Genomic DNA, 18,471 nt, shown 5'->3' on the forward strand with positions numbered 1-18,471 from the left:
TTCAAATATTTTGGAGTTGTGACCGATGGCACGTGTCGTTCGCTTTCATGAGCTCGGTGGTCCCGAGGTCCTGCGCATCGAGAATGTTGACACGCCTGCGCCCGCGAGCGGTGAGATTCAGATACGCGTCAAGGCGTTGGGCATAAACCGCGCCGAGGCGCTGCTGCGTTCGGGGACCTACATCCAGACCGCGCCGTTGCCTTCCGGTCTTGGGCTCGAGGCGGCGGGTATCGTCGAGATGGTCGGCGAAGGCGTGGACGGGTTTGCGCCGGGCGATGCCGTCAGCATCGTGCCGCCATTGTCGATGGTCCGCTGGCCTGCCTATGGTGAGATTGCCACATATCCCGCCGAGCTCGTCGTCAAGCACCCGCCATCGCTGAGCTGGGAAGAGGCCGCCGCCGCGTGGATGCAATATCTCACGGCCTACGGTGCGCTGATCGACATTGCCAACCTCCAAAGCGAGGACTTTGTTGTCATTACCGCGGCCTCGAGCAGCGTCGGACTTGCCGCGATCCAGATCGCCAACATGATTGGCGCGACCCCGATCGCGGTCACACGGACATCTGCCAAGAAGCGGGCTTTGCTTGAGTTCGGCGCGGCCCACGTCATCGCCTCGGCAGAGGAGGACCTGGAAGCCAGGCTGAAGCGAATCGCCGGCCCGGACGGCGTGCGCGTGGTGTTCGACGCGGTCGGCGGGCCGATCTTCGAGCCTCTGACGGCAGCGATGGCACGGGATGGCATTCTCATCGAATATGGCGGCTTGAGCCCCGACCCGACCCCCTTTCCGCTACCTGCAGTGCTGGCCAAGACGCTGACGCTGCGCGGCTATCTCGTCCATGAGATCGTGCGCGATCGGGTCCGGCTGCAGGCCGCCAAGGCGTTCATCCTTGACGGACTGAGCTCGGGTTCGCTGAAGCCGGCAATCGCCAGAACCTTTCCGTTCGACCAGATCGTCGAGGCGCACCGTTATCTCGAATCGAACGAACAGTTCGGCAAGATCGTCGTGACCGTTTGACCGGGCATTTATCGGCCTCACGCCTGCGCCGCCAGCCAGTCCCGCACCTTGCGGGCGTTGTCGCTGAGTTCGCGGTTCTTCGACCAGATGACATGAAAGCCCTTGCCGGTCGTCATCGTGTGGCCGGTGACGCGCACCAGCAGCCCTGATGCCAGCAGCCGCTCGGCGAGGTGACCCCAGCCGAGCGCGATGCCTTGCCCTTCCATGACTGCCTGGATCACCAGCGCATAGTCGTTGATGCGCAAGCCGCGTCCAGCATCGGCGATGTCGACACCGGCCGAGGCGAACCATTCGTCCCAGCTCGCGGCCTCGCGAAACGGCTCTTCAAGATGGATAAGGCGGTGCGATTGAAGGTCCGCGACACGCTCCGGCAGCCCGAACCGGGCCACATAACTAACGCCGGCAACGGGGAATATCACTTCATCGGCCAGCGGCAGCGAATGATAATCCGGCCATTCCCTGGGCTCGCCGCCGCGGACGCCGAGCGGGATGTCTTCGGCGATGATGTCGAGATCGCGGTCGGCGGTCTGGATGCGCAGGTCGATGCCCGGCAATGCGTCGCGAAACTGCTGCAGGCGCGGCATCATCCAGAACGAGGCGAAGGCGGTCGAGGCCGCGAGCGTCACATGCGCGCCGACGGCGATCTGGCGCAGATCCTCCGCCGACTTGCGAATGTGCGACAGGCCGAGCGAGACGTCGGCATGGAAGCGGTCGCCGGCCTCGGTCAGGCTGACTTGCCGGTGGCGGCGCTGGAATAGTTTGGCGCCGAGCTGCTCTTCGAGCCCACGGATCGCATAGGAGACGGCAGCCTGCGTCATGCCGAGCTCGCGCCCGGCGGCGGTAAAGCTCGACAGCCGCCCGGCGGCCTCGAAAACGATCAGGCTGCCGGCCGACGGCAGCAGGTGGCGCAAGCTTCGCATAAGCTGAGCTTATACAAGAGATCAGGATTTTCCAGCGTCACAGCCGCATTTTGTCTGGCTAGATTGGTCACCAACAGGAATATGGAGCCTTCATGAACGCACCGGCCGTTGAAGTGAGCGAACACACCAACCGCCGCAGCGGCGGCCGCCTGGGGCGCAAGGCGCTGCGGGGCGCACCCATAGCGTCGTTTCCAACCCTGGTCCGCCAGATTCCCGTCTATCAGATGGTTCCGGACGAAGCGGTTGAGCTGATCCACCAGGAGTCGCTCTCCATCCTCGAAGAAGTCGGATGCGAGTTCCGCGACGACGAGGCGATCGCAATGTGGAAGGCGGCGGGCGCCGATGTCTCGGAGACAAGGGTCCGGATCGACCGCGCCCTGCTGATGGAGCTCATCTCAAAGGTCCCGTCGGAGTTCACGCTCAATGCGAGGAATCCCCAGCGTTCCGTACGTGTGGGTGGCAACAACTCCATCTTCGTGCCGATGTACGGGGCGCCTTACGTGCGCGACCTCGACAACAACAGGCGCTACGGCACACTCGCCGACCTCAACAATTTCCACAAGCTCGCCTACATGGCGCCGGCGCTGCATTCGTCGAGCTCGATCATCTGCGAGCCGATGGAAATCGCGGTGCCGAAACGTCACCTCCACATCATCCATTCGGCGCTGAAGCACTCCGACAAGCCGTTCATGGGCATCGTGACCTCCAAGGATCGAGCCGAAGACACGATGGCGATGGCAGGCATCGTGTTCGGCGAGGACTATGTCCGCGACAACCCGGTCCTGGTGTCGATCACCAACTGCAATTCGCCGCTGGTGTGGGACGCCACCATGCTGGACGCGATGAAAGTCTATGCGCGCCACAACCAGCCGCTGATCCTCGCCCCCTTCGCCCTTTGCGGCGCCTCGACTTCGGCCTCTGCCGTCGGTGCGGTCGCGCAGGTCAATGCCGAAGCGCTGGCGGGCGTCGCGTTCACACAGCTCCTGCGTCCGGGTTCGCCGCAGATCTACGGACAGTTCATGGTGACGGTCGACATGAAGACCGGCGCTCCCATGGGCGGCACGCCGGAGGCGGCCCAGATGATGTATCTCATGGGCGCGCTGGCGCGGAAGTATCGTCTGCCGTGGCGCACGTCCGGTTTCCATGTCGGCTCGAAGCTGAACGACGCCCAGGCGGGCTACGAGGCGAACATGCTGATGCATGCCGCCATCCTTGCCGGCGCCAACTACATCTGGCACTCCGCCGGTTGGCTCGAGGCCGGCCTGACCTGCGGCTATTCGAAATTTGCCACCGACTGCGAGCAGCTTGTCGGCTGGTACAAATATGCTGGCGGGCTGCCATTCGACGATTTCAAGGAGGCTATGGCGGCTATCCGCGAGGTCGGACCGCAGGGCCATTTCCTCGGCACCCAGCACACGCTTGAACATTTCGAGTCCGCCTTCTTCATACCGAGCATCATGGACTTCAATTCGTTCGAACAGTGGAAGGCGGAAGGAGCAAAGGACCACGACACCCGCGGCCGCGAGAAAGCGCGCAACATGCTCGCCGATTATGAGGAGCCGAAGCTCGATGAGGGCATCGCCGATGGTCTCAAAGATTTGATTGCGCGGCGCGAGGAGAAACTGCCGGACAGCGTTAGTTGATCACGGGCGAAGACCCGATGCGAACCATAAGGGAGGAAAAAATGACACTCTTCAGAAGCAACGGCGATCGCGTACCGAGCGCCATCGAAGCAATGGCCAGCGAGGCGCGCGCCGGTCGCGTCGACCGGCGGGAGTTTCTGGCCCTGGCAAGCGCTTTCGGCGCATCGGCGGCCCTTGCCTACGGCATGATTGGACTTGCCGTGCCGGAGCGGGCTTTGGCTGAAGAGCCGAAGAAAGGCGGAACGCTGCACGTTTCGATGTCGGTGAAGGCGCAAAAGGACACGCGCACCTACGACTGGGTGGAACTTGCGAACATTTCACGCTGCTGGCTCGAGCCGCTTGTCCGCTACACCCGCCAGTTCACATTCGAGCCGGTTCTGCTCGAAAGCTGGGAGGTCAACGACGACGCCACCGAATACGTGCTGCATGTGCGCAAGGGCATCGCCTGGAACAACGGCGATGCTTTCAACGCCGATGACGTGGCCTACAATCTGACGCGCTGGTGCGAGAAGGCTGCCGCCGGCAATTCGATGGCCGCGCGCGTCGGTGCGCTGATCGATGCAAAGACCGGCAAGGCCAGGGAAGGGGCGATCACCAAGGTCGACGACAACACGGTGAAGCTGAAGCTGAACGAGCCGGACATCTCGCTGATCCCGAACTTCACCGACTATCCGGCGCTGGTGGTCCATCGCAACTTCGACGCCGACGGCGCCAATCCGATCGAGAAGCCGATTGGCACCGGGCCGTTCGAACTGGTGTCTTATGCGGTCGGCCAGAAAGCGGTCGTCAAGCGTCGTGAAAATGGCAAATGGTGGGGCGGTGAAGCGCTTCTCGACGGCGTCGAATTCATCGACTACGGAACCGATTTCAACGCCTCGATAAATGCATTCGACTCCGGCGAAATCGACCTCAACTTCGAGACGCCGGCCGACTTCATAGACATTCTCGACAAGATGGGGCTGGTCAAATCGGAGGTCGCGACAGCGACCACGCTCGTCGCCCGGACCAACATCACGAACAAGCCCTATGACGACAAGCGGGTTCGCAACGCCCTCCAGATGGCCGTCGACAACAAAGCGGTGCTCGAACTTGGCTACGCCGGGCGAGGCACTGTTGGTGAAAACCACCACGTCAGCCCGATTCATCCGGAATACTACGCGCTGCCCAAGAAGACACGCGACGCCGCGGGCGCCAAGAAGCTTATGGCCGATGCCGGGCAAGACGACTTCGAGCATGAACTGATCACCGTCGAGGACGATTGGCAAAAGAACACCGGCGACGCTATTGCCGGCCAGTTGCGCGATGCCGGGATCAAGGTGAAGCGCACCGTGCTGCCGGGGTCGACCTTCTGGAACGACTGGACGAAATACCCCTATTCGATGACCATCTGGTACATGCGCCCGCTTGGCGTACAGGTGTTGGCGCTCGGCTATCGCACCGGCGAGGCCTGGAACGAAACCGGCTACTCGAACCCTGATTTCGACGCCAAGCTCAAGCAGGCTCTTTCGCTCATCGACGTGGAAAAGCGCCGCGAGGTCATGAAGGACATCGAGCAGATCCTGCAGGATTCGGGCGTCATCATTCAACCGTTTTGGCAGAAGCTGTTCAGCCACATGAACGAGAAGGTGAAGAACTACGGTGTCCACCAAACCTTCGAGATGGATCTCCAGAATGTCTGGCTGAACGCCTGAGTTGCCAGCAGAGGACGCGTTGCAGGATTTCATGGACCGCAAGAAAGCCGACGGGCAAGATGCGTGGTACTGATAGCTTCCGTCAGTGAACAATCGGGGACACCCATGAAACTGCCACTTTTTGTTGCCGCGCTTTCGATGGCCGTGCCGGCGGCCGCGTTTGCCGGCCCTGCTGCCAACGCCGTGAAGTTCTTTTATGTCCCGTCGGTCAAATTCGAGGCCGATGCGCAATATCGCGACCGCTTCACCGCGCCGGTGACGAAACTGTTCGAACTGAACGACAATGCGGCAAAGAACCATCCGGATGAAGTTCCCTGCATCGACTTCGCCCCTGGTCTCGATGCGCAGGACTATGACGAGAAGACCGTGGCCAAGACGCTGACGCTGGCCGAAACGCTGGATGGCGACAGCGCCGAGGTGACGGCGACGTTCAACCTTTTCCCGGAAGGCGATGATTCCAAACGCGAAATGGTCTGGTCGTTGAAGAAGATCGACGGCCAGTGGAAGGTCGCCGACATTACCTCGAAGACCAGCGGCTGGACGCTGAGTGTGCTCGAATGCCTGGCCGGGCAGCCTCCGGAGTGACGCCGTGCTTCGCTGCCATCCCTGGATTTTGGCGACTGCGTGCCTGCTGGCCGGATTGAGCAGCGCCGCCGCTCAGGGCCTGTTCGGCGCGCCGCCCGCAAACGCGCCGGCCGACAGTGCGGCACCTCCGCCGGCAGTGTTGCCGCCGGCAGAAAACGCGCCGGCCGCACCCGTGCAGCCGGGCTCGCCGACTGCGGTGGTGAAGCCGTTCTACGAGCATGCCGGGCTCGAGGTCGATCCGGCTCAGCGGGGCCATTTCACCGACCCGGCAAAGTCGGTGCTCGACAAGAGCGACGCGCTGCGGAAGTCGGGGCAGGGCGAGTGCCTCGATCCCAACATGGCGCTCGACAATTCCGAATACGACAAGGCGGAGATCGACAAGAGCCTGAAGACCATCGAAGCGGTCAAGGGCGACGAGGCCAAGGTCGTCGTCGCCTTCGTCGCCGCCGGCAACCCGCATCGGCTGGAATGGAAGTTCAAAAAAATCGACGGCGACTGGAAGATATCGGACCTGCTCTCGGTGACCGGCGAATGGGCGCTAAGCCAATACCAGTGCGAGTGAGAACGGAATCGATGAAGATCACCAACATCCGCGTCACCCACGTCAACGTCCCGCTCGATGCTCCGTTCTGGTGGACGGCTGGTCTCTACGGCGGCGCGTCGAAATCGATCATCGAGGTCGAGACGGACGAAGGCGTGGTCGGACTGGGCGAGGCGCCATGGTGGCATTTCGGCGAGGTGATCAAGGCCGAGATCGCGCCGGCGCTGATTGGCGCCGATCCGCTCGACATCGCCGACTGCGAGGCGCGCTGCGTGCCGCCCTGGCAGATTACCGCCAACACCGGCGAGAATGCAGCCACGGTGGCGTTCGGCGCCGTCGAACTGGCGCTGTGGGATATAAGAGGCAAGGTCTTCGGCATGCCGCTCTACAAGCTGCTCGGCGGCGCGGTGCGCAAGGACATTCCGTTTTCGGAATATTTCGCCTTTCGCCCCGCTCAAGGCGGAGCCGGCGGCGAGATGACCGCCGAAGCGATCGTCGACTACTGTCTCGGCATGCGAGAACAGCACGGCTCGACGATCTTCGAGGGCAAGCTGATCATGGGCGATCCCGAGCTCGAGATCAGGACAGTGCGCATGCTGCGCGAGGCGCTTGGCGATAAAGCGCAGATCAAACTCGATTCCAACATGCAGTGGTCGCTGACCACAGCGCGCTGGGTGCTGCGCGAGATCGAGCCGTTCAACATCCGCAACTACGAGGATCCGGTCGCGACCTTCGAGGAGATGGCTGCGCTGCGCCAGCATTCGCGCATTCCGTTCTCGACGCACATCCCGGATCTCAGACGGGCAGTCGCGCTCGGTGCGCCGGATTACTTCGTCTGCAATTTCGCAGCACTCGGCGGATTGTCGAAAACTCTGAAATTCATTGCCGCCTGTGAGGCGATGGGCAAGGGGTTCTGGTGCTATTCGAACGATCTCGGCATCATGACATCGGCTTATCTGCACGTCGTGGCGGCAACGCCATGGATCACCGAGGCGTCGCAATCCCTGTTTCGCTGGCAGATCGGCGACGTGATCAAGGACGGCCCGTTCAAACAGATCGCCAACACGGTGCGCGTGCCGGAAGGTGACGGGCTGGGTGTCGAGCTCGCCCCGGCGGCAATGAAACGCTGGTCAGCACACTTCGCCGAACACGGGCCGATGCACCATTTCAGCGATCCGAACAGTCCCGGCCGTTACCGGCGGCTGCCGCTCAACTGATGCGAAGTGCACGTGACCGATCGATGAGAAGAGGTCCTGTCGTGGTTGCTTTATTCGCGGCGGTTTGCGTCCTGGCCTGCGCTGTCACCTGGGAGGCAGGAAGCCGCGCGGTGGCCCGCGTGCCTCAGCAAAGCTTCACGCTGCCTGTGGGGTTAGAGGTGGAGCGCATCGTTCTGAAGCAAGAGGGCGCGCCCGATCTTGCCGGTTGGGTGGCGGATCGGCAGGACAGTTGCGGAACAATCGTGCTGTTACACGGACGCGGTTCAAACAAGCTGGCCATGGTTCCAAGAGCGAAGCTGCTTTTCGAAAGCGGCTACTCGATCGTGCTGTTCGATCTGTCGGGACATGGCGAAAGCGGCGGCGATATCAGAGGCTTTGGTTACATCGAACGGCAGGACGCCAGCCGCATCCTCGCCTTTGCGCGGCAACGCTTCGCCGGTCGCAAGGTGGCGGCCATCGGCTCGTCGCTCGGTGCGGCTGCTTTTGTATTTGGCGCTCAGCAGGAGCATGCCGATGCCTATGTCCTGGAGCAGCTCTACGCGACTTTGCTGGAAACCACGGCGTTGCGAGCGCCCTTGCCTATGTTGCGCGACGTACAGGCGACCATCCTCTTGGCGCAGATGCAGCTCCGCCTTGACTTCGGGGTAGATGATGTCAGGCCGGTCGATCGCATCGGCGCGATTGATCGGCCGATATTGCTGCTAGGTGGCAATTCGGATCCGTTTGTCGCTCGCAGCCAGACACTGGCGTTGAAAGATGCGGCAGGCGCTGACGCAAAGCTGGTCTGGTTCGACGGCGCGCGGCATGTTGATCTCTATCGCTATGACCAACAGCGGTACCGCGACGCGGTGATGCCTTTCCTGGAGACTAACCTGTGCCGGACCGGGATCAGGTGAGCCGCTTCGTCCGATTAGCCGCGTCCGCGATAGGGTGCAACCCCTGTGTCGGGCAGCCACACACCTTCCGGCGGTGCGCCGGTCTGCCAGAACACGTCGATCGGAATGCCGCCGCGCGGATACCAGTAGCCGCCGATGCGCAACCACAATGGCTTGGTCGCGGCGATGATGCGGCGGCCGATCATCACCGTGCATTCTTCGTGGAAGGCGCCATGGTTGCGAAACGAGGTCATGAACAGCTTGAGCGACTTCGATTCCACCAGCAGCGCATCGGGTGCGTAGTCGATGACGATATGGGCGAAGTCCGGCTGGCCGGTGACCGGGCAGAGCGAAGTGAATTCCGGGCAGGTGAAGCGAACGATGGCCGGCGGGCCGTCGCCGCGCGAAAACGGCACGGTTTCCAGGACTGCCGCTTCAGGGCTCTGTGGCGCCTCGACGTTGGTGCCGAGCTGGGTGAGGTTTTTCGTATCGGTCATGAGCAGGTTCCTTGCTGCATGTCGCCCAAAACTGTGCAGCGGATTTGGGACGGCGACATGCGTAAAAACAAAATTTGCCGCTCATTAGCACAATTTGAAACAGCAGGAAGACGATGACCAGCAACGATCCGCTTCTCCAGCCCTATCAGCTCAAGCATCTGACGCTGAAGAACCGGGTGATGTCGACCAGCCATGAGCCGGCCTATTCCGAGGACGGCATGCCGAAAGAGCGCTACCGGCTCTATCATGCCGAAAAGGCCAAGGGCGGCATGGCGCTGACCATGACCGCCGGTTCGGCGATCGTCTCGCGCGACAGCCCGGCCGCTTTTGGCAATCTGCATGTCTATGACGACCGCATCGTGCCATGGCTCGCCGAGCTTACCGATGCCTGCCACGAGCACGATTGCAAGGTGATGATACAGATCACCCATCTCGGCCGCCGCACCGGTTGGAACAAGGCCGACTGGCTGCCCGTCCTGTCGGCTTCGCCGGTGCGCGAACCGGCCCATCGTGCCTTTCCCAAGACTATCGAGGACTGGGATATCGAGCGCATCGTCGCCGACTATGCGGCGGCGGCGCAGCGCTGCCAGGCTGCCGGCCTCGACGGCATCGAGTTCGAAGCCTACGGCCATCTGATGGACGGTTTCTGGTCGCCGGCCACCAACCAGCGCGACGACGATTTCGGCGGCTCGCTCGACAACCGGCTGCGCTTCACCGGAATGGTGCTCGACGCAGTGCGTGCCGCGGTCGGCGAAAAGTTCGTCGTCGGCATCCGCATGGTCGCCGACGAGGATTTCGAGAAAGGTCTGTCGAAACAGGAGGGCGTCGAAATCGCCAGGCGGCTGGCCGGCTCCGGCAAGGTCGATTTCCTGAACATCATCCGTGGCTCGATCGAGACCGATGCGGCGCTGACAAAAGTCATCCCGGTGACCGGCATGCGCTCGTCGCCGCATCTCGACTTTGCCGGCGAGATCAGGGCGGCGACGAAATTCCCGACCTTCCATGCGGCGCGGATTTCCGACGTCGCCATCGCGCGTCACGCCATCGCCACCGGCAAGCTCGACATGGTCGGCATGACGCGCGCCCACATCGCCGACCCACACATCGTCAGGAAGGTCATGGAAGGCCGCGAGCACGAGATCCGGCCTTGCGTCGGCGCCACCTATTGCCTCGACCGCATCTATGAGGGCGGCGAGGCGCTGTGCATCCACAATGCGGCGACGGGCCGCGAGGCTGATATCCCGCATATTATTCCGAAAACCGAGGGACCGAAGCGGAAGGTGGTCGTCGTCGGCGCCGGCGCCGGCGGGCTGGAGGCGGCGCGCGTCGCCGCCGAGCGCGGGCACCAGGTGACGGTGCTGGAAGCATCGAGCCAGGCCGGCGGCCAGGTGCGGCTGGCAACGCAGAACCCGCGCCGCAAGGAATTGATCGGCATCATCGATTGGCGTCTGGCCGAGCTCGACCGGCTCGGCGTCGAGATCCGTTACGACAAATGGGCGGAAAAGGACGATGTGCTGGCGCTGTCGCCCGACGTGGTGGTGATCGCCACCGGCGGGCTGCCGCAGAACCCGCCTCTGACGGCGGGCGACGATCTCGTCACCTCGAGCTGGGATATCATGGCCGGCAGCATCAAGCCGGCCGAGAATGTACTGCTCTATGACGACAATGGCGGCCATCAGGGCATGGGTGCCGCCGAACTGATCGCCAATAGCGGCGCCAGGCTGGAGCTGGTCTCACCAGAGCGCTTCTTCGCCCCGGAAATGGGCGGCATGAACCATGTGCCCTACATGCGCGCCTTCCAGGAAAAGGGGGTCACGGTGACCATCAACACACGGCTGCGCTCGGTGCGGCGCGAAGGCAACCAGCTGATCGCCGAGCTCGCCTCCGACTTCGCCGATGGCTGGCGCGGCGAGCGGCGGGTCGACCAGGTGGTGGTCGAGCACGGCACGCTGCCGCTCGACGATCTCTACCTGGCGCTGAAGCCGCTGTCGAAGAACGCCGGCGCGATCGATTACGAAAAACTGGTCAATGGCGGCGACATCTTTCCGGTGCGCAATCCGCAGAGTGGTTTCGTGCTCTTCCGCATCGGCGATGCAGTAGCCTCGCGCAACATCCACGCCGCCATCTATGACGGCATCAGGTTCGGCTTGCGGATCTGAGGAATATTGATTGGTGGCGCGCAGCCGAACCTCCGTACGGAGAGCCACCAGGCACGTCGGTCCGATCTGCGCGCCGCGCACGCCGCCGGCTATCGCCGGGCACCGTACGATCTTGCGATTGCGGCAGGACGCTCAAAACATCCTGGCGGTGGCCATGCAGAACACGGTGATGACCAGCAGGCCGCCAGCGATGCGTTCGCCTTTTGTCATCTTGGCGCGCAATTGGGTTTGCTTCGCCGCATCAGCGCCGGCCAACTGCCTGCTGGCGGAACCCACCAGCGCGCCCTGAACCCCGGCGGCGATTAACGCCGTCAAGATGCCCAGCGCCAAGACCTTCTCCATCGAGCCGAAAGAGCCGTTGTGGAAGAAATACCACAGCAGCAAGCCCGTGAGGAAAACCACGCCGGCTGCGCCCATTTGCGGCCGGAAGAAACGTTCCGCTCTGATCTCCGGTTCGCGGGCGACCGCGATGGTGGTGCCGGCCCAGAACACGCCCGCCATGACGTGAAGGCCGAGGACGATGATGTAGACATATTGCATGACCGCATTTCCTCTCTTGCCCACCGCTAGTCATATTGATAGATATCAAATGATTAGATGTCAACGCATAAGCTCGAGCCGGTTCCATAGGCTTTGCCCTTGTTCTAGTGTCGGATCATGACGCCCTTTGACCGCCCGCCGATCGGGATGAATCTCGCGCGCACCGCCAAGCTGGTTGCGCAGGCTTTCGACGCTGCCTTGGTCGAGGCAGGCGGCACGCTGCCGGTCTGGGTCACGTTGCTGTCGGTCAAGTCGCGGGAGCTGGCCAACCAACGCGAGCTCGCCGGCATGATCGGCATCCGGGGCGCAACGCTGACCCACCACCTCAACGCCATGGAGACGCAAGGCCTGCTGATGCGCCGCCGCGATCCCGAGAACCGCCGGGTTCACCAGGTGGAGCTGACCCAAGCCGGAGAAGCGCTGTTCCTGAAATTGCGCACCGCCGCGTTAGCCTTCGACAAGCGGCTGCGGAAAGGACTGTCCGACGACAGGCTGGCAGAGTTTGCACAGGTGCTGGCCGCGCTACGGGCCAATGTCGAGGGTTAGAAATTAGGATAGGAAACGCCATGCGCGAAATTTCGCTGAAGGATGCCGGGGCTACACTCTCGGCGCTGCTCGATCCGGTCGTCGCGGGAGAACCGGCCATCATCACCCGGCACGGCCGCAAGCAGGCGGTCATTTTGTCGTTTCAGGACTACGAAAGACTGGCGCGTGTGCCCAGCTTTGGACAATTGCTGGCAGGATTTCCCGGTGATGAGGATGACCTTCCGCCTCGGCAGATCAGGTCGGTTCGCAAGGCCGAACCATGACGGATCTACGCCCGGCAGCCCTGCAGCACCGTCAGCCTGGCCTTCTTGGGCGTTCGCGCCACCAGCCATTCGCGCACGCTGTCCGGCGGCATCGGGAAAGCGATGGAATAGCCCTGCACCTGGTCGCAGCCGATCGCCATCAGCGAGTCGAGCTCGGCTTCGGTTTCAGCGCCCTCGGCAACGATCGAGATGCCGAGACCGCGGGCGAGTTCTGTGAGGGCACGCACGATCTTGGTGTTGCCGCTGTTCTCGTTGATGTTCTGGACGAAACGGCGGTCGATCTTCAGCCGATCGATCTCGTTTGGATTGACATGGCTGAGCGATGCGTAGCCGGTGCCGAAATCATCGAGCTCAAGATGGATGCCGGCGGCGCGAATGTGCCGCAGCTTTGCCGCGATACCGGTCTTCTCGTCGTCGAGGATGACGGATTCGACGATCTCCAGCGATAGTTTGTGCGCTGGCAGGCCAGCCCTCTCCAGCATGTCGAACAGGAAGACTTCGAAATCTGTCTCGCGCAGCTCCGAACCCGACACGTTGACCGCGATCCGGCCGAAGGCGATGCCTGCGCGGTTCCATTCGGCTGCTTCGTCGATCGCCGTGGCAATGACGATGCGGCCGATCTCGGGCATGAGACCGCATTTTTCCGCGATCGGAATGAACTCGCCCGGCGCGATCATGCCGCGCTCGGCATGTCTCCAGCGAACCAGAGCCTCGATGCCGCTGATGCCGCCGTCCGACAGCGAGACCTGCGGCTGGAAATAGACTTCGAACGCCTTCTCCGAGATGGCGGTCCTGATGTCGAGCTCGAGCTGCTTGCGATAATCGAGTTCGTGCCTCAGCTCCTCGGAGAAGAACGACAAGCTGCCGCCGCCCTGCTTCTTGGCGGAATACAGCGCCAGATCGGCATGGACGAGCAGATCCTGCGCATTGTCGGCGTCGACAGGGTAGACCGCAATCCCGGCACTTACGCCCGGATGAATTGTCGTGCCTCGAAAGACGATCGGCTTGTTGAGCTTGGTCAGGATGCGCCGGGCGACGGTATCGATGTTCTCGGTGCTGCCGGCGCCGTTGAGAATCATGACGAATTCATCGCCGCCGAGCCGCACGTTGAGATCCGACGTACGGCACGAATCACGCATGCGCTGCGCAGCCGCCACCAGCACATAATCGCCGGCGGCGTGGCCGAACGTGTCGTTGATCTGCTTGAACCGGTCGAGATCGAACTGCACCACGGCAACCCGTTCACGCCGTCGCTGCGCGGCATTGATCAGCGTATCGAAATGCTCGGTCAGGAAGGTGCGGTTGTGCAGGCCGGTCAGCCCGTCATGCACGGCGATAAAGGCCATGGAATTGCGCGCATCGACCAGCTCGCGCGTCCGGCGCAGGATGGCATTCGACATTGGCCTGAAAATGAAAAGCGCCACCAGCACGATGACGCCGATGGTCGAGTAGAACAATGTGCGGTTAAGATCGAGAAGTGTTTCGGATCGCTGGTCTGCAAAGGCGCTGATGCGCTGGCCAAGTGCGGCATAGCCCGACAAAGTTGCGTTGGCAACGGAAGCGTTCAGGTTGACGCGCTCCTCTCCGCCTTTGTAGCCACCATTGCCGGCCATGTTGAGCCGCGATTCGAATGACGAGATCAGGCGTTCGCCGTTGGCGATAAGCCCGACCGAGAAATAGTCGAGATGGTACGGCTTGGCGAAAAGCACGCTCTCGATCGATTTCGGATCGAACCTTGCCGGCGACGCCGGATCGGCGGCGGTCCGTTCGAGCAGCAGATCGTAGTTCTTCTCGAACTCCACCGTCGCTTGCTTGAGCGCGGTAACCAGGGCGCGCTGTTGATCGCGCTGGGCGCTGCCTGTCGCGCCGGCAAGGAAGACGATGCGTTGCGACAGGGCTTTCTGTGTGCTGACGATATCGAGCAGCGCCTGATTGTGCCGTTGGGTAGACATCACTTGTTGCAGCAGGATGAAGGAGGCCACGACCATGGCGGCTATGATCAGCAGAGCCAGCCAGTAGCCGGATTTGATCAGGAGTATGAGCCTGCCTGAAACGGCGTGCACCGGCTGCTGCGACATTTTCTGAGGCGGCCCTCTCGCCAACGAATTCTTGTGCGACAACCTTTGGCTTCAAAGTGTTAACAGGTTTGGGACGGCAGCAGGCCGGCGGCGGCGACCGTGGCGGGAAACCCGCGAAGTGGTTATTGCAATCTTTCGCGGCACCTCCGCATTTGAACATCGTTGCCTTGCCGTGCCATTGCCGCCACCGAAGCGGTCGTTTTTGCGATGGATTTTTCGCCCTCGCGGCGCGACAGTCCTCGTCGATCTCAACAGGGCCTGATCATGACCGAAGCATTCCTTTCCCACATCGACAGCGAGCTTGAAGGACTGAAATCGGCCGGCCTTTACAAATCCGAACGGGTGATAACCTCGACCCAATCGGCCGAGATCGAGGTCGGCGGCGAGAAGGTGCTGAATTTCTGCGCCAATAATTATCTCGGTCTCGCCGACAGCGCCGAACTGCGGGAAGCGGCCAAGCAGGCGCTTGACCGTTACGGCTATGGCATGGCGTCGGTGCGCTTCATCTGCGGCACGCAGGAAGAACACAAGCAGCTCGAGGCGACGATTTCTGGCTTCCTCGGCATGGAGGATACGATCCTCTACGGCTCCTGCTTCGACGCCAATGGCGGCCTGTTCGAGACGCTGCTCGGCGAGGAGGATGCGGTCATCTCCGATGCGTTGAACCACGCTTCGATCATCGACGGCGTGCGGTTGTCGAAGGCAAAGCGCTTCCGCTACGCCAACAACGACATCGCCGATCTGGAGGCGCGGTTGAAAGAGGCGAGCGACTGCCGGTTCCGGCTGATCGCCACCGACGGCGTGTTCTCGATGGATGGCATCATCGCCAATCTGAAGGGCGTCTGCGACCTCGCCGACAAATACGATGCGATGGTGATGGTCGACGACAGCCATGCAGTTGGTTTCGTCGGCAGGAATGGCCGCGGCTCGGCCGAACATTGCGGCGTCGAGGGCAGGGTGGACATCATCACCGGCACGCTTGGCAAGGCGTTGGGCGGCGCGTCGGGCGGCTACACTTCGGGCAGGAAGCAGGTGGTCGACTGGCTGCGCCAGCGCTCGCGGCCCTATCTGTTTTCCAACACGCTGATGCCGGCGATCGCCGGCGCCTCGATTCGGGTGTTCGAACTGGTCCGCAATGGCGATGCGTTGCGTCAGCGCCTATATGCCAACGCAGCGCGGTTTCGCTCCGAGATGGGCAGGCTCGGCTTTACACTGGCCGGCGCCGACCATCCTATCGTCCCGGTGATGCTGGGCGACGCGACGCTGGCGCAGGAGATGGCGGCGCGGATGCTGAAGCGCGGCATCTATGTCATCGGCTTCTCCTTCCCCGTGGTGCCGAAGGGCCAGGCGCGCATTCGCACGCAGATGTCAGCCGCCCATTCCAGCGCGGACATTGACCGTGCGGTTGAGGCGTTTTCGGATGTGGGAAGGGAATTGGGCGTGCTGAAATGACTGAAGGTTACCCTAAGTCGTGCTGGTTTTGCGGCGAGGTCATTGAAACGACCGATAGACAGGCCATCGAAGTTTCAGTTCGCAATCTTTGGACCACCGAAGACGATCCGCCAATGCAGTATTTCTTCCTGCATTCGGTCTGTGCCCTCGAAAAATTGCAAGGCAAAGAAGGGCCAAAATTTGAAGTGGATGTGTTCACGGACTTCCGCAGTTAGCTCAGAAATCGCTGGCTAGATCGAGGATTCAAGAATGTCAAACATGATGAAGGCCCTGGTCAAGGCCAAGGCCGAGCCGGGCATCTGGATGGAAGAAGTGCCGGTGCCCGAGATCGGCCCCAACGACGTGCTGATCAAGATCAGGAAGACCGCGATCTGCGGCACCGACGTCCACATCTACAATTGGGACCAGTGGGCGCAAAAGACCGTGCCGGTGCCGATGGTTACCGGCCACGAATTTGTCGGAACCGTCGCCGATTTCGGCACGGCGGTGACCGAATACAAGGTTGGCCAGCGTGTCTCCGGCGAAGGCCATATCGTCTGCGGCCATTGCCGCAACTGCCGGGCGGGCAGGGGGCATCTGTGCCGCAACACGCTCGGCGTCGGCGTCAACCGGCCGGGCGCCTTTGGCGAATACCTGGCGATTCCACAGCACAATGTCGTGCCGATCCCCGACGACGTGCCGGACGAGATCGCGGCGATCTTCGATCCCTTAGGCAATGCGGTTCACACCGCATTGTCCTTCGATCTCGTCGGCGAGGACGTGCTGGTCACCGGCGCCGGGCCGATCGGCATCATGGGCGCGCTGGTGGCGCAGTGCGTCGGCGCGCGAAAAGTGGTCATCACCGACATCAACCCGGTGCGCCTGGCACTGGCGAAAAAGCTCGGCGTCCAGCATGTCGTCGATGCGTCGAAGGAAAAGCTGCGCGACGTGATGCCGGCGCTCGGCATGACCGAGGGCTTTGACGTCGGCCTCGAAATGTCGGGTGCCGCGCCTGCCTTCCGCGACATGATCGACACTATGAACAATGGCGGCAAGATCGCCATTCTCGGCATCGCGCCGACCGGCTTCGAGATCGACTGGAACAAGGTCATCTTCAAGATGCTGCATCTGAAAGGCATCTACGGCCGCGAGATGTTCGAGACCTGGTACAAGATGATCGCGCTGGTGCAAGGCCCGCTCGATGTCAGCGGCCTGATCACGCATCGCATCGGCATTGACGACTATATTTCCGGCTTCGAGGCGATGAAGAGCGGCAATTCCGGCAAGGTGGTGATGGATTGGTAGCGCCACGCCCATTGCTGTCATGTAGGGACCGAGATGGCGGATAACGAGCACGGACGTATCATTGCTTTGGAAGCAAAGACCGTACTGCAGCCGGCCGGATTTCGGCGAAAGGGGCAGTCACGTGTCTGGATCGCTGATCGTGGCTTCTGGCTGAGTGTAGTCGAATTTCAGCCCAGCTCTTGGTCCAAAGGCACTTACCTGAACGTGGCTGTCCACTGGCTTTGGGGTTCGCTTCCGCAAACACTGACCTTCGATCGTTCTGAACGCGTCGGCGGGTTCGTTGAGTTCCAGAACTCCGCACAGTTTGTGCCCCTGGTCGGTCAAATGGCGAGGAAGGTACTCGAAATTGATCAGATTCATCGATCGATGTTCCCTTCCGTGCAGGCGACAGCCGCGATCCTCGTGAATGAATTGCAGCTTGGTGCGTACGGCGAATGGGCAGCTTTCCACGCCGGGGTGGCGGCCGGCTTGGCTGGTGACTTTGAAACGGCAAGGCGGCTGTTTGAAAGCGTTCGAAGACACGCAGCTTCGCAGGCACAGGCGCTCCTGGCCTACATCGATGATCCGGTAGAATTTCGAAGCCATGTCAAAGGCATCATTGAAGCCGAACGCGCCTATTACGGTTTAGGAGCGTTGCCTGCCGCGGTAGCCATCTGATTTCTGCGACGGTCGAACCTATGGAGGATTTCAACCCAGGGTGAGTTTTGCCTCCAGCGCCGCTACCCCACTGACAATCGCCGCCCGCTCTTCCGCACCAAGCCTCTCCAGCAGCTCCCGCTCGAACTCCTTCGCCAGCGGCACCATTTCGCGATAGGCGGCAAGCCCCGCTTTGGTCAGCGTCAGATGCTCGACGCGACGGTCTTTCTCGTCTGGCGTGCGGGTCAGCCAGCGCCGCCGCTCAAGCTCGGCCACCGCTCGCGACACCTTGGTCTTGTGCATGGCCGATTGCTCGCCGAGCGCCGTCGCCGTCATCGTGCCGTGCTGTCCAAGCCCGGCCAGTGTGCGCCATTCGGGCCGGGTCAGTCCGTGACGGTCCTTGTATATCCTTGAAAACTCGCGGCTGACGGCATCGGCAAGCCGATAGAGCCGGTAAGGCAGGAAGGATTCCAGTTCGAGGATTTCGATGGTTGGTCTTGATTGAGCAGGCTGGCGGCTCATGCCGAAA

At 62.0% G+C, this 18,471-nt stretch carries 19 protein-coding genes; 14 read left to right on the forward strand and 5 right to left on the reverse strand.

Going from position 1 to position 18,471, the window contains the following annotated elements:
- The first annotated feature begins 25 nt into the window (after positions 1-25).
- Positions 26-1,015 (forward strand): zinc-dependent alcohol dehydrogenase family protein, encoded by a 990-nt coding sequence (locus tag NKI47_RS20240; RefSeq protein ID WP_352569796.1) that lies wholly within the window; start codon positions 26-28, stop codon positions 1,013-1,015.
- 17 nt (positions 1,016-1,032) lie between these two features.
- On the opposite strand, the gene NKI47_RS20245 is transcribed toward NKI47_RS20240, so the two are convergent.
- On the reverse strand, positions 1,033-1,935 hold the full coding sequence (locus NKI47_RS20245; RefSeq protein WP_352593106.1) for a LysR substrate-binding domain-containing protein: 903 nt from the start codon (positions 1,933-1,935) through the stop codon (positions 1,033-1,035).
- Positions 1,936-2,027: 92 nt separating this feature from the next.
- Between NKI47_RS20245 and NKI47_RS20250 the strand changes: the two genes are divergently transcribed.
- From NKI47_RS20250 to NKI47_RS20275, 6 genes are all read left to right on the forward strand, one after another.
- On the forward strand, positions 2,028-3,578 hold the full coding sequence (locus NKI47_RS20250) for a trimethylamine methyltransferase family protein (RefSeq protein WP_352452281.1): 1,551 nt from the start codon (positions 2,028-2,030) through the stop codon (positions 3,576-3,578).
- A 41-nt stretch (positions 3,579-3,619) separates the two neighbouring features.
- Complete coding sequence (locus NKI47_RS20255) at positions 3,620-5,269, forward strand: ABC transporter substrate-binding protein (protein WP_352569800.1); 1,650 nt, start codon at positions 3,620-3,622, stop codon at positions 5,267-5,269.
- Positions 5,270-5,374: 105 nt separating this feature from the next.
- The gene (locus NKI47_RS20260) at positions 5,375-5,854 is read left to right on the forward strand and encodes a DUF3828 domain-containing protein (RefSeq protein WP_352593110.1); all 480 of its coding nucleotides are present in this window, start codon (positions 5,375-5,377) and stop codon (positions 5,852-5,854) included.
- 4 nt (positions 5,855-5,858) lie between these two features.
- Positions 5,859-6,416 (forward strand): hypothetical protein, encoded by a 558-nt coding sequence (locus NKI47_RS20265; protein ID WP_051406072.1) that lies wholly within the window; start codon positions 5,859-5,861, stop codon positions 6,414-6,416.
- Positions 6,417-6,427: 11 nt separating this feature from the next.
- Positions 6,428-7,612, forward strand: a complete 1,185-nt coding sequence (locus NKI47_RS20270) for a mandelate racemase/muconate lactonizing enzyme family protein (RefSeq protein ID WP_023674392.1) — start codon at positions 6,428-6,430, stop codon at positions 7,610-7,612.
- 23 nt (positions 7,613-7,635) lie between these two features.
- Positions 7,636-8,508: an alpha/beta hydrolase gene (locus NKI47_RS20275; protein WP_352593113.1), complete on the forward strand. Its 873-nt coding sequence runs from the start codon at positions 7,636-7,638 to the stop codon at positions 8,506-8,508.
- Between the two features lie 14 nt (positions 8,509-8,522).
- Here the strand turns inward: NKI47_RS20275 and queF are convergent, their stop codons facing one another.
- Complete coding sequence (gene queF / locus NKI47_RS20280; RefSeq protein WP_023674394.1) at positions 8,523-8,984, reverse strand: preQ(1) synthase; 462 nt, start codon at positions 8,982-8,984, stop codon at positions 8,523-8,525.
- A 113-nt stretch (positions 8,985-9,097) separates the two neighbouring features.
- On the opposite strand from queF, the gene NKI47_RS20285 reads away from it, so the two are divergent.
- Positions 9,098-11,143: an oxidoreductase gene (locus NKI47_RS20285; RefSeq protein WP_352593116.1), complete on the forward strand. Its 2,046-nt coding sequence runs from the start codon at positions 9,098-9,100 to the stop codon at positions 11,141-11,143.
- Between the two features lie 132 nt (positions 11,144-11,275).
- On the opposite strand, the gene NKI47_RS20290 is transcribed toward NKI47_RS20285, so the two are convergent.
- Positions 11,276-11,644, reverse strand: coding sequence for a hypothetical protein (locus NKI47_RS20290; RefSeq protein ID WP_245274614.1), 369 nt, complete (start codon positions 11,642-11,644; stop codon positions 11,276-11,278).
- Positions 11,645-11,800: 156 nt separating this feature from the next.
- Between NKI47_RS20290 and NKI47_RS20295 the strand changes: the two genes are divergently transcribed.
- Positions 11,801-12,229, forward strand: a complete 429-nt coding sequence (locus NKI47_RS20295) for a MarR family winged helix-turn-helix transcriptional regulator (protein WP_023674397.1) — start codon at positions 11,801-11,803, stop codon at positions 12,227-12,229.
- A 20-nt stretch (positions 12,230-12,249) separates the two neighbouring features.
- Complete coding sequence (locus NKI47_RS20300; protein ID WP_352593119.1) at positions 12,250-12,492, forward strand: type II toxin-antitoxin system Phd/YefM family antitoxin; 243 nt, start codon at positions 12,250-12,252, stop codon at positions 12,490-12,492.
- A 5-nt stretch (positions 12,493-12,497) separates the two neighbouring features.
- On the opposite strand, the gene NKI47_RS20305 is transcribed toward NKI47_RS20300, so the two are convergent.
- Positions 12,498-14,570, reverse strand: a complete 2,073-nt coding sequence (locus tag NKI47_RS20305; RefSeq protein WP_352593121.1) for a putative bifunctional diguanylate cyclase/phosphodiesterase — start codon at positions 14,568-14,570, stop codon at positions 12,498-12,500.
- A gap of 264 nt (positions 14,571-14,834) precedes the next feature.
- On the opposite strand from NKI47_RS20305, the gene NKI47_RS20310 reads away from it, so the two are divergent.
- From NKI47_RS20310 to NKI47_RS20325, 4 genes are read left to right on the forward strand one after another with little or no spacing between them, the layout of a single operon-like run.
- Complete coding sequence (locus NKI47_RS20310; RefSeq protein WP_352593124.1) at positions 14,835-16,022, forward strand: glycine C-acetyltransferase; 1,188 nt, start codon at positions 14,835-14,837, stop codon at positions 16,020-16,022.
- Entirely contained in the window at positions 16,019-16,237 is a 219-nt protein-coding gene (locus NKI47_RS20315; RefSeq protein ID WP_352593127.1) for a hypothetical protein, read from the forward strand. Before NKI47_RS20310 ends, NKI47_RS20315 begins: the two co-directional genes overlap by 4 nt.
- 34 nt (positions 16,238-16,271) lie before the next feature.
- Positions 16,272-17,306 carry an L-threonine 3-dehydrogenase gene (gene tdh, locus NKI47_RS20320; protein WP_352593130.1) on the forward strand — a complete coding sequence of 345 codons (1,035 nt, stop codon included), beginning with the start codon at positions 16,272-16,274 and terminating at the stop codon, positions 17,304-17,306.
- 33 nt (positions 17,307-17,339) lie between these two features.
- Positions 17,340-17,963, forward strand: a complete 624-nt coding sequence (locus NKI47_RS20325) for a DUF4304 domain-containing protein (protein WP_352593133.1) — start codon at positions 17,340-17,342, stop codon at positions 17,961-17,963.
- 30 nt (positions 17,964-17,993) lie between these two features.
- On the opposite strand, the gene NKI47_RS20330 is transcribed toward NKI47_RS20325, so the two are convergent.
- Positions 17,994-18,431: a MarR family winged helix-turn-helix transcriptional regulator gene (locus tag NKI47_RS20330; protein ID WP_352452268.1), complete on the reverse strand. Its 438-nt coding sequence runs from the start codon at positions 18,429-18,431 to the stop codon at positions 17,994-17,996.
- Positions 18,432-18,471: the final 40 nt, after the last annotated feature.

The sequence above is a fragment of the Mesorhizobium sp. M0633 genome (assembly GCF_040320645.1).
Classification (GTDB): Bacteria; Pseudomonadota; Alphaproteobacteria; order Rhizobiales; family Rhizobiaceae; genus Mesorhizobium.